This window comes from Lactobacillus pasteurii DSM 23907 = CRBIP 24.76 (assembly GCF_000297025.1).
GTDB classification, from domain to species: Bacteria; Bacillota; Bacilli; order Lactobacillales; family Lactobacillaceae; genus Lactobacillus; species Lactobacillus pasteurii.
This window is the reverse complement of sequence record NZ_CAKD01000021.1, coordinates 162,717-174,008: the sequence shown is the minus strand read 5'-3', so window position 1 is coordinate 174,008 and position 11,292 is coordinate 162,717. Positions and strand designations below refer to the sequence as shown.

13 protein-coding genes are annotated in these 11,292 nt (G+C 35.1%); 7 read left to right on the top strand and 6 right to left on the bottom strand.

Annotated features, from left to right (window positions below; genetic code table 11):
• Positions 1 to 296: 296 nt before the first annotated feature.
• The gene (locus BN53_RS05940; RefSeq protein ID WP_009560027.1) at positions 297 to 749 is read left to right on the top strand and encodes a hypothetical protein; all 453 of its coding nucleotides are present in this window, start codon (positions 297 to 299) and stop codon (positions 747 to 749) included.
• Between the two features lie 609 nt (positions 750 to 1,358).
• On the opposite strand, the gene BN53_RS05935 is transcribed toward BN53_RS05940, so the two are convergent.
• From BN53_RS05935 to BN53_RS05915, 5 genes are all read right to left on the bottom strand, one after another.
• Positions 1,359 to 2,288: a replication initiation protein gene (locus tag BN53_RS05935; protein ID WP_009560026.1), complete on the bottom strand. Its 930-nt coding sequence runs from the start codon at positions 2,286 to 2,288 to the stop codon at positions 1,359 to 1,361.
• Positions 2,289 to 2,373: 85 nt separating this feature from the next.
• Positions 2,374 to 2,643, bottom strand: coding sequence for a helix-turn-helix transcriptional regulator (locus BN53_RS05930; RefSeq protein WP_009560025.1), 270 nt, complete (start codon positions 2,641 to 2,643; stop codon positions 2,374 to 2,376).
• Complete coding sequence (locus BN53_RS05925; RefSeq protein ID WP_009560024.1) at positions 2,643 to 2,960, bottom strand: hypothetical protein; 318 nt, start codon at positions 2,958 to 2,960, stop codon at positions 2,643 to 2,645. The genes BN53_RS05930 and BN53_RS05925 overlap by 1 nt, the downstream gene beginning before the upstream one ends.
• A gap of 136 nt (positions 2,961 to 3,096) precedes the next feature.
• The gene (locus tag BN53_RS05920; RefSeq protein WP_009560023.1) at positions 3,097 to 3,537 is read right to left on the bottom strand and encodes a hypothetical protein; all 441 of its coding nucleotides are present in this window, start codon (positions 3,535 to 3,537) and stop codon (positions 3,097 to 3,099) included.
• Complete coding sequence (locus BN53_RS05915) at positions 3,538 to 3,756, bottom strand: GntR family transcriptional regulator (RefSeq protein WP_009560022.1); 219 nt, start codon at positions 3,754 to 3,756, stop codon at positions 3,538 to 3,540.
• Positions 3,757 to 3,878: 122 nt separating this feature from the next.
• Between BN53_RS05915 and BN53_RS09275 the strand changes: the two genes are divergently transcribed.
• Together BN53_RS09275 and BN53_RS05905 are read left to right on the top strand one after the other, a co-directional pair.
• Positions 3,879 to 4,613, top strand: a complete 735-nt coding sequence (locus BN53_RS09275; protein ID WP_009560021.1) for a helix-turn-helix domain-containing protein — start codon at positions 3,879 to 3,881, stop codon at positions 4,611 to 4,613.
• Between the two features lie 74 nt (positions 4,614 to 4,687).
• On the top strand, positions 4,688 to 5,845 hold the full coding sequence (locus BN53_RS05905) for a tyrosine-type recombinase/integrase (RefSeq protein ID WP_009560020.1): 1,158 nt from the start codon (positions 4,688 to 4,690) through the stop codon (positions 5,843 to 5,845).
• A 344-nt stretch (positions 5,846 to 6,189) separates the two neighbouring features.
• On the opposite strand, the gene BN53_RS05895 is transcribed toward BN53_RS05905, so the two are convergent.
• On the bottom strand, positions 6,190 to 7,542 hold the full coding sequence (locus BN53_RS05895; protein ID WP_009560019.1) for a Mur ligase family protein: 1,353 nt from the start codon (positions 7,540 to 7,542) through the stop codon (positions 6,190 to 6,192).
• Between the two features lie 145 nt (positions 7,543 to 7,687).
• Between BN53_RS05895 and BN53_RS05890 the strand changes: the two genes are divergently transcribed.
• The 4 genes from BN53_RS05890 to BN53_RS05875 are packed head-to-tail and all read left to right on the top strand — an operon-like array spanning position 7,688 to position 11,230.
• The gene (locus BN53_RS05890) at positions 7,688 to 8,287 is read left to right on the top strand and encodes a thymidine kinase (protein WP_009560018.1); all 600 of its coding nucleotides are present in this window, start codon (positions 7,688 to 7,690) and stop codon (positions 8,285 to 8,287) included.
• A gap of 24 nt (positions 8,288 to 8,311) precedes the next feature.
• Positions 8,312 to 9,397 (top strand): peptide chain release factor 1, encoded by a 1,086-nt coding sequence (gene prfA, locus BN53_RS05885; protein WP_009560017.1) that lies wholly within the window; start codon positions 8,312 to 8,314, stop codon positions 9,395 to 9,397.
• Positions 9,390 to 10,229 (top strand): peptide chain release factor N(5)-glutamine methyltransferase, encoded by an 840-nt coding sequence (gene prmC / locus BN53_RS05880; protein ID WP_009560016.1) that lies wholly within the window; start codon positions 9,390 to 9,392, stop codon positions 10,227 to 10,229. Before prfA ends, prmC begins: the two co-directional genes overlap by 8 nt.
• Positions 10,229 to 11,230 carry an L-threonylcarbamoyladenylate synthase gene (locus BN53_RS05875; protein WP_009560015.1) on the top strand — a complete coding sequence of 334 codons (1,002 nt, stop codon included), beginning with the start codon at positions 10,229 to 10,231 and terminating at the stop codon, positions 11,228 to 11,230. The genes prmC and BN53_RS05875 overlap by 1 nt, the downstream gene beginning before the upstream one ends.
• Positions 11,231 to 11,292: the final 62 nt, after the last annotated feature.

Here is an 11,292-nt window from a genome sequence, read left to right as displayed (position 1 = left end):
GGGATAGCTTAAAAGCCCGACATTACGGCATTTTTGTTTTTTGCGATTACGTGGAATTAGCTGAAAATTTGTTTTTAGGGGTCCAAATTCGGGGACCAAATTTTTAAATTTGTTAGTTATCAATAATTTTATAAAATTGGTATACTGTATTATTTATTATAGCCTTAAAGCGCCTTAAAATGGTTAGATAAAGCATTTTACTTTACTTAGTACATTTTATTGTACTACCTTAAAGCATCCCTAACAGGGGTGCTTTTTTGCGTCCTGTATAATGTTAGCAGGGGGGAATAATTATCATGACAGTAAACGAAAAGAATACTATTTCAAATGTAAAATCATTTTTAACGGGGGACTTTTGGCATTATATCCAATTAGGCGGAATACGTCCGACAACGCTTAAAAGCGCTAATTTTGATGCAATAGCTACCAATACAAGCAATGTAAACGGGTTAGAAGAAAACGTAATAAACACGCTCGATAAGGCAGACAGAGCCCAATATATAGCAATTACAATTCTTTTAGCCTTGTACGATTGTTCCGACTTTGAATATCAGAAAAGAAAGACTATTTTATATAGTTTGTACATTCAGCAATTGACGCAGGAACAAACAGCAATTAAATTAAGCTTTTCAAATTACAAGCTAAGACAACAATTAAATCAGGGATGCATTGAATTTGCTGAACGTTTGAATTACTGGCGGATTAAACGGAATGTGTCAGAGTTACCAGACCTTTTAGAAGAAAATTAGCATATATCTTTACATTTTCTTTTTTAGGGTGTCCAATTTGTCCGGATAAAGCAAGTATTTTCTTTTTAATGTGTCCAATTTGTCCGGATAAAGCAAACATTTTCTTTTTTAGGGTGTCCAATTTGTCCGGATAAAGCAAGTATTTTCTTTTTAATGTGTCCAATTTGTCCGGATAAAGCAAACATTTTCTTTTTTAATGTGTTCAATTTGTAAGCACATAACTATTACAAGCTTTAAAAAACGCCTGTATTATAGCATTTTCGCCTATATTCGATTTTCTTCGATTGGTTTTTTAACTTGAAGTAAAACAAAAAGGGCTTTTAGCCCTCATATCCCTAATATTATTGCATCCCATGAACTGTATTTCGTGTGGGTAGTGAATTATAATTCCTAGTCGCTTTAAATAAAGCTTGATATAAAGCCATTTGTATTAGTTGATAGGGTTAACCAGTGCCCGACCCTCCAACAATAAATTACAGCCATGATGCGAAAAAACGCTTTTTATTTTTGCCCGACCGTTTATATCTCTGTATTTATTATTATCATAATAAATACTTTTGGTGGGGACAGTTAAACGCTCAAATATTTGACCCTACTTAAAAAACATTTCTATTCCTTGATAAATGATTCAATCTCTTTTACTATCTCTGTTTTGTTTGCATTGAATACCTTTAAAGCTAGTTCGGAATAATTGGCATCATATCCTTGATACTTTTCTAAATATTCCTTGTATTTTTTCTTTGTGTTCTTAGATAGCACGCTTATTAGTTCGGGATGCTCCGACAATCCTATAAATGCTATTTTCGCAGTACCTTTTAAATTATTGCTAGCATATTTAGGACGCTTGAAACATGTTAACATTCTTTTTACTTCATGGTCTAAATCCCTGTTTTTGGTGGTTAATTCTAGCCGTTCCCAACTGTAATAGCTTTTTGGTATGTCCTCCGCTTTATTGTTCGTGCGTTCTCTCAATTTGTTGTAATACCTGTATTGTCTATTAGATTTAGACGACCCGCAATAAATAGTTTCAACCTTACCACTGGTATTAGTTATTGTTGTTGTCTTCGTGCCTGTCTTATAAAATCTATAATGCATCCCTGCATCATTGAAATTAATGAAGTCAAATGCTAAATCGATTCTAGTAATTTTAGGCTTTATGAAGTAGGAGACAGCTTTTAAAATCTTTTCTTTATCTGATTTAGTGATATGATTAGACGTTCTTAGACTCCAAGTGTCTCTATACTCATTAGGTTGTATGCGTGCTTTTACATTTATATCGACTTTGTTAGTAATATGATTGATTTTCTTTTCTTGCAACTCTAAATTAAATACCTCTCTATTTACTGACTTAGCAATAACCCAACCAATAGAAGTTAATTCCTGTTTTGCTGAGCTTTTTAAAAATAGCCCTGTTATTGTGATCCAATCAATGGAAATATAGCAAATTTCTTCAAGGCTTTTTTGGTGGGGGTCAAATTTTGACCCTTTAACTGGGTTGTTACTATTCCAGCTGGAAATAATAAACTTGTTTTTTTCCATTTTTTGAACTATCCTATACTTGAATACTTTTAATAAACTTGCACATGTTCGTAAACAAATAAGCATCCCTTTTAGGGATGCTTTTCTATTGCTTAGAACTTACTTCATGACTTTTAAGCCATTCTAAAATGCTTTGTTTGCCGTAAAGTTTGCGCCCGTCAATAATTGCAACTGGCATCCCTAATGATACCCAATTTGTAACAGTTGATTCAGCAACGCCCAAAAACTTTGCTACCTCTTTTCTAGTTAGATAAGGTTTATTGTTTTCAATACCGCTTTTAATAGCATCTTTTACAATTGTTAGAACGTACTTTTTTAATTCTGTTTCTTCGTTTTTGTCTAGTTGAAATAGCATTATTTAAGCTCCTTCAATCCTTCATGTTTTATATAGCGTTTAACAGCTATGTTTGCCATTCTATAAAAACTTGTTCCGTCCTCTGATTCGACAAATGAATTATCTATCTCATACCATGAATAAAACTTATGTAAATCTAAATCATGAACAAAGAGACAAAACACCTCCGTTAAATCCAAGAATAGGGATGCATCACACTTCAAAATATAAGAGTTTAAAGGCTTTGAAACGCTTTTCTTAATTTTTAAATTGCTTGTATAATGCACATTTCCGTACTTATCGAAAATAATAAATTCCTTTTCTGTCTTTTCTACCATTGTTAAAAGTCCTTTTTTCTGATAGCCATTTTAAGGTGTGTGGGCTATAATCGTAACTGTAAAAAATTTATAAATATTATTGTTTAAAGCTCGTTACATTAGCCGTGTAACGGGCTTTTTTAGTGCTTGTAGCAATTCAATTGCTTTTATCAGGTGGCTTTTTTGTCGTTCCACACGTTAAAAGTTTAATTCCATATTCGGAATATTTAAGAGCGGTCTCCGTTTTGTTTCTCTCACGGTTTGCCCGTTGGTAACGATTAAAGAACTCCGCAAACTCTACAATATTAGCCGGCTTATAAATACCACTGTAATTAGGTTCTTGACTTGAACAAATAGCAATATTTTTGCGCCTTATTTGTTGAATTAGCGCAGTTATGCGCCTATATTCAACGCCTATTGTTTTTGCTAATTGCTTAGTATTTACAGCGTTCTTTTTTCCCGTAGGGATGATTTTATAAAGCGCCTTTTCTGATTTAGTGAGCTTTGTTATTTCATCCCTAAAACTGATAGGGGTAGGAGCTAGAAAATCAAATTCCATTTGAATTTTTTCTTTTTGTTCCTTGTGTTCTGCCTTCATTTATTTCACCTCGCTTACTGTAATTGGTGTGTATTGGTCAATAATCCAATTAGTAATTTTATTAACCGTTGTCGGGTTAAAGTTAGCATTATCAGTTACAAGCGCCTTTTTAGCAGTATAGACATTAACGCCTAGTTCTTTTGCTAATTCGGTTATAGTTAAATTCTTTTCACCTCGTAAACGTCTTAATGCAATTGCTTGTTTATTGCTAAGTTTCATTTTTTACACCTCCGTTAGATGTTTTTTACATTATAGAACACATTTTCAGCAAAAACAACAGCAAAGGTGTAACTTTTTGCTAGAAACTATGATACGATATTTTTAATAAAGGTGGTGAAAACATGAATAGAATAAAAGAAGCTAGAAAAGCAAAAAAAATAAGCCAAAAAAAGCTCGCTGAGTTAATAGGGACAACTCAACAAGCTATAAGCTTATATGAGAACGACAAACGGGAACCAAATGAAAATTCTTATTCCAAATTATCTAAAATACTTGATTCTAGTATAGATTATTTAAAAGGTAACACATACAGCAAAAAAGAATTACTAACTGTGTTTAATAATTCCTACTTGGATAAGAATTCAATGCTAAGACCTAAAATCATTTATTATTTAGACTTTATCAATGCAATTAAACCAGAACAATTATTTACAGCTGAGCAATTAGAAGAATTAACAGACAGCGTAAAAGATTACTGGCTTAAATATTTTGGTTTTATCTTTGATGCTAATTATAAAAAGGCTTTCGGGGTCGAACACCCTGAAAATTTTACAATTGATTTTGATACTATTAGCCGTTATAAGCTTACATTTGAATTCATGATTAAGATTAGTAAGGAAATTGAAAAAAATAGTAATGCATCCCTAATTAATATGCGATTTAACACAGAAGTTAAACCAGATATTAAGCAATGTTTGAATGTAGCAGATTTAATTACAACTTATGGAACTAAGAAGCAGGTTTTGGAGTTCAATAATAAGTTAGTTGATACCATTAATAGCTTTTCTAAATCACTTGAAGGGCTACCAGATAACCCAAATATTGACGCTGAAAAGGTTGAAAAGTATTTAGATTAGTAATGCATCCCTCATAGTAAAAAGTTTTTTCTAGCCATTTTAAGGTGTGTGGGCTATTAGAAGGGCTTTTAATTATGAAAGATGAAACAAAAATAGTTCCTTATAAGACAGGTAAAGGAAAACAACGTTTTATGTTTCGTCTTTACGTTGGTAAAGATGATAAGACGGGGGAGTCTATTAGAATTAAAAAAACTGGCTTTTTGACAGAGCAAGAAGCGCTTGAAAGTTTATTAGCCTTAAAATTGCAAGTGGTAAAGGGTGAATATGAACCAGTAAGAAGCAAAAATATGCAATTCAAAGACCTTTACGCAATGTGGCTTAAAAACTATAAGAACACGGTAAAAGAGAGCACATACGTAACAACTGTTAGATATTTCAACGATCACATTTTAAAACAGCTGGGCAATGTGTTTCTTGATAAGTTAACCGTTTTAAAGTGTCAACAAGCAGTTAATGAATGGTTTATTGAAGCTCCTAGAACTTATAAGCGTTTTTTGCGGTATGCATCCAATGTGCTAAATTATGGAATAGATATAGAAGTAATCGAAAAAAATCCAATGAGTAAAGTTGTTAGACCTAAAACGCCTAAAAACATAAATTCTTTTCATGACTTTTACTCAAAGGATGAATTAAAGAAGTTTCTAGAATGTGCTAAGAGCTATAATTTTAAATACTTTGTATTTTTTAGGCTTTTGGCATTTTCTGGGATGCGAAAAGGTGAGTGCCTAGCCCTCAAATGGTCAGATATTAGTTTTAAAAGTAATACTATCAATATTACTAAGTCGGTTACTACTGGCGAAAAGAACCGACTTTACTTATCAGACGGTAAAACAGCAAGCAGTATTAGACTAATAGACATGGACACGCAGACAATGAACTACTTGAAAGAGTGGCGGACTATTCAGCAAAAACAAATGTTACAGCTGGGATATAATTTTTTAAGCAAGAATAATTTTATTTTTGCTAATACTAACAATGGTATTACACAAGTTTCAAAGCCCGACCAATGGAACCGTGCAATATGTAAGGCTTACAATCTTAGAAGAATTAAAATACACGGGTTCAGGCATACGCACGCTTCATTACTTTTTGAAGCTGGTAGGACAATAAAAGAAGTTAGCGAACGGCTAGGACACGCAGACACCGCAACAACTTTAAATATTTATACCCACGTTACAAAAGACAAAAAGGGTGAAACAGCTGAAAAGTTTGCTGAATATGTGGGTTTTTAGGGTCAAGGGGTCCAAATTCGGGGACCAAATTTTTAATTTAACTCTTTAAACCTTGATATAACAACGATTTAAGGGGGCTTGGTATGATTCCCAATATCCCAATTATAGTAATTTGCCGTAATGCGGGATAGCTTAAAAGCCCGACATTACGGCATTTTTGTTTTTTGCGATTACGTGGAATTAGCTGAAAATTTGTTTTTAGGTGTATACATTCGGTGTATTCTTTTTTGAATTTGCTGAACGGTTCAAAATTCGTGAAATTGGTATAGCTAATTTTAAGCGAGTGGGCTAATATTAGATATTTAGCAAACATAAAAAGGGCAGCTCTTACGAGCTGTCCTTTTTTACATGCCACCCTTAATAATCTTTTTCTCTGCCATTTTCTTTCTTAAAGCAAGCATAGCAGTGTAGGTTGACAAAATATAAACTTTCTTAGTTGGCAAATTCTTAATTTCTTCAATCAAACTGTCATCATCAGGATTAGTTAACATATCGCCAGGTTCAAATCCGGCTATTTCCAGTCTAAATCCCATATCATGCCAGCGTTGACCACCAACGATGACTTTCTTGATCTTATCTTTGTCCAGACCTTCGTAATCGGCATCCCAAATCCAAGAAGTATCAATACCATCAGCGTGGTTAGCATTTAAAAGCGTGATCAGTGAATAATCGTCTTTTTCGGTATTAAGCATATGCAAAACTTCGTCCAAACCAACTGGATTCTTTACTAAAATTAAATCTATTTCTTTTCCGGCATAGCTGATCAATTCTTGTCGACCAAAGATTCGCTTGTTTTCAGCAAAAGCTTCAGCAACTTCATCATCGCTTAAACCGTATTCTCTAGCTACCGAGTAGGCAGCTAGGGCATTGTAGATGTTGTAAGTACCACCAATGTTGATGCCATATTCACGTTGTCCCATTTTGAATTTCAAGCTATTTGGAGTACGTTCAATAATTTGGTTGACCGTATATGATAATTCCGGATGCTTGTAGCCACAATTAGGGCAGAAGAAGTTGCCTAGGTTAGCATAAATAATGCTGTGATAGTGCAAAATATGATCACAAACCGGACATAAAACGCCATCAGTGTTTACTGAGGCTTTCAAGTCGATATCTGGTTGATCTGATGGCAATTTAAATCCAAAGAAAACTTTTGGATTTGGCAATTCGACTGAAGAAAAAATGCTGGCATCACCATTGGCAATGATTTTAGCCGAAGGTTCTAATTTGATGCCGTTAACGATTTTTTCGTAAGTAGTATATATTTCCCCGTATCGATCCATTTGATCACGGAAAATATTAGTCAAGACGAAAGTCTTAGGATGCAATAATTGCGTAACCATCTTTACGTTGGCTTCATCTACTTCAAGTACGGCAATTTTTCTTTTGGCATGTTTATGTTTATGTGTCAAAAATGCCGTTACGATACCTTGTTGCATGTTAGAACCAGAAGGGTTGGTCAGGATGTCACCGTATTTTTTCTTCAAGGCGCTAACGATTAAAGCAGTTGTCATAGTCTTGCCGTTAGTTCCAGTTACTATGATAGTTTCATAGTCCTTAGCAAGAGTATTAAGAACTTGGGGATCAATTTTCATGGCAAGCTTTCCAGGAAAACTCGTTCCCCCTTTTAAGACATTGTGCAGAAACCAATAGGATGTCTTTCCTGCAACCTTCGCAAGTGTTGAATTTAAACTCATTTTGATACCTCACTTTAAATCAAATTTTACTATAGCACATCCATAAGTACAAAAGTAGTGTTTTTCTCACAGGTTTAAATGCATAAAAAGCAAAATTACTTTATACTATTAAACGGATATTTTTATAAAGGAGAGAATAGTTCAAATGGCGCAATTATTTTTTCGCTATGGTGCAATGAGTAGTGGCAAGACAATTGAAATTTTGAAGGTAGCACACAACTATGAGGCCCAACATCGTAAGATTGTCTTGTTGACAAGTGGTGTCGATAATCGGAATGGCGTAGGGACGATTGCTTCTAGAATTGGCATTCAACGTGAAGCAGTACCTGTTAGCAGCGAGATGAATATTTTCGATTATGTTAAAGAAAAGAATTCTCAAGATGTTGCTTCTGGTAATGGTACCTTGGCTTGTGTTTTAATTGATGAGGCACAATTTTTACAAAAGCATCATGTATTGGAATGCGCTAAAATTGTGGATGAACTAAAAATCCCTGTTATGACCTTTGGATTAAAGAACGATTTTCAAAATCATCTATTCGAGGGTAGCGAGAATCTTTTAATCTATGCCGATAAAATTGAAGAGATGAAGACTATTTGTCATTATTGTGGTCGAAAGGCTACAATGAACTTACGCATTAATAATGGCAAGCCAGTTTATGAGGGTGAACAAGTTCAAATTGGTGGAGATGAAAGCTATTATCCAGTGTGTCGTTTTCATTATTTCAATCCCACAAAACAAAATTAGTTTTTTAAAAGGAGAATTATATAGATGGACAAAGTTATGGCGCGCTTAGAAGGCTTGGTTGCTCATTATGAAGAGCTTCAAGAAATGATGGCCGACCCAGAAGTTATTAGTGATACTAGTCGTTATATGGAAATTTCTAAAGAAGAAGCAGATCTTCGAGAAGTTGTCCAAAAGTACAAGCAATACAAGTCAGATCAACAAGACATTAAAGACAACAACGAAATTATTTCTACTGAAACTGATGCCGATTTAGTTGAAATGGCTAAGGAAGAAAACAGCGAACTTGAAAAAGAAGTTGCTGAATTAGAAGATCAAATCAAGATCTTGATGTTGCCAAAGGACCCTAATGATGATAAAGACATCATCATGGAAATCCGTGGTGCTGCCGGAGGAGATGAAGCTTCATTATTTGCTGGCGATCTTTTGCGTATGTATGAAAAGTATGCAGAACAACAAGGCTGGAAGATTTCTTTAGTTGACTCAGAAGAAACTGAAGTAGGTGGATACAAGCGCGTTGCCGTAATGATTACGGGTGACAAGGTTTATTCAAAGCTTAAGTATGAAAATGGAGCTCACAGAGTTCAAAGAATCCCAGTAACTGAATCTCAAGGTCGTGTTCATACTTCAACTGCAACTGTTGCGGTAATGCCTGAATATGAACAAGTTGACATTGAATTAGATCCAAAGGATATTCGTGTCGATGTTTACCGCGCTTCAGGTGCCGGTGGTCAGCACATCAACAAGACTTCAAGTGCTGTTAGAATGACTCACCTTCCAACTGGAATTGTGGTTGCTATGCAAGATCAACGTAGTCAACAACAAAACCGTGAAAAGGCTATGCAAATTTTGAAGTCTCGTGTTTATGATTTTTATGAAAGTCAAAACCGTGATCAATACGATGCCGAAAGAAAGAGTGCTGTAGGTACTGGTGATAGATCAGAAAGAATTAGAACTTACAACTACCCTCAAAACCGTGTAACTGACCACAGAATTGGCTTAACTTTGAATAAACTTGACCGTATCATGAATGGTGAATTGAACGAAATCATTGATGCGCTCATTCTATACAATCAAACTAAGCAATTAGAGGAGTTGGCTGATAATGCCTAAAACATTAAAAGAAGTTCGAGCTTGGTCATATAAGCAAGCAGATGATATTGCTAAAGAAGATATTGATTATGTTCTAGCAGAAAGACTGGATTTGACTCCTAGCGAGTTTGAACTTAAGCAAGACATGACCTTGACTGATGAACAAGTAAAGCAGGCAAATAAAGATATTGCTAAGCTTGTCAAAGGTGATTCTCCACAATATATCTTGGGCTATGCCTGGTTTTTAGGTTATAAGATCATGGTCAAGAAGGGCGTACTAATTCCAAGATTTGAAACTGAAGAGTTAGTAGAGTGGGCTTTAACTAGTTTAAAGGATAAGGATCGAGTTTTGGACTTAGGTACAGGATCAGGCTGCATAACTGTTGCCTTAGCTAAAGAAGCCCAAAAACGTGGTCTTGAGCTTAATTTGACTATTTCTGACGTTTCTGACAACGCTTTGAGAATAGCAGAAGAAAACTTGCTAACTTACGAAATTGATGCACTTGTTCGTAAGGCTAATGTTTTGATTGGTTTGACTAAATTTGACAAGATCATTTCTAATCCACCATACATTGATCCTGCTGATAAGAATTTGATGGATAAGAATGTAATTCGCAATGAGCCTGAAGAAGCTCTTTATGGCGGAAAAGATGGCTTAGAGTTTTATCGCAAATTTGCTAAGCAGGTTCGTGACCATTTGAATAGCCACGGAGAATTTTTCTTAGAATTCGGCTTTAATCAAAAAGAGGCACTAGCAGAATTATTTGCAACAGAGCTAGCAGATTTTGAAATTAAGTTCAAGGATGATTTGGCTGGCAATGCTAGAATGGTTCACGGAAGGTGGCAAAAATAATGGAGACGCAAATATTTGATAAGTCTGAACTCGATAAGGCGGTTGATTTGCTTGCAAAAGGCGAATTAGTAGCTTTTCCAACTGAAACTGTCTATGGATTAGGTGCAATTGCAACTAATGAAAAAGCCGTAAAAGGAGTCTACGCAGCTAAAGGTAGACCTAGCGACAATCCTTTAATTGTAACGGTAGCTGATGAAGCTATGATGGAAAAATACGCCAAAGAAGTACCTCAGCGAGCAAAAAAGCTAATTGAAAAGTTTTGGCCAGGTCCATTGACTATTTTGCTTTTTGCTAAAGAAGGAGCTTTGCCTACAGCTGTAACAGGCGGATTGAAGACCGTAGCATTTAGATGCCCTGATGATCAATTGACGCATGATTTGATTGCAAAATTACAATTCCCAATTGTCGGTCCATCTGCCAATACCTCGACTAAGCCAAGTCCAACTACTGCTCAGCATGTATATCACGATTTAAAGGGCAAGATTGCTGGAATTGTTGATGGTGGTCCAACTCGTGTGGGACTAGAGTCGACAATTATTGATTTATCTGTTGAAACGCCAATTGTTTTGCGTCCGGGAGAAATTACTCCTGAGCAATTAAGCGAAGCTTTGGGCGAAGAAGTTTTAATCAATACAGGTAAGGTAGCTGATAAAGATATACCTAAGGCTCCAGGGATGAAATATCGCCACTATGCACCAAGTGCTCCAGTAGTGATCGTTGATGATCCAGATGATTTTGCAAAAGTAGAATATACTGAGCAAGTTGGCGTTATGGCTTTAGGATCAATTCTTAAGCAAATTGATTTGCCTGAGCAAAACAAATTCAACTTGGGCGAAAATTTGGTTCAAGCAGATCATAATTTATTTAATGGCTTGCGCTATTTTGATGATAAGGCAAATATCAAACAAATATTTGTTCAAGGATTTGATGAAGGCCAAACAAGTCTTGCATATATGAATCGACTTTCAAAGGCAGCAGCCGGACATCATTTTGAAAAATAAATTGCGCCAGGGGTGGTTCATCTCCTGGCTTTTTTGATAGAATATTGATGATGTTACTTTGT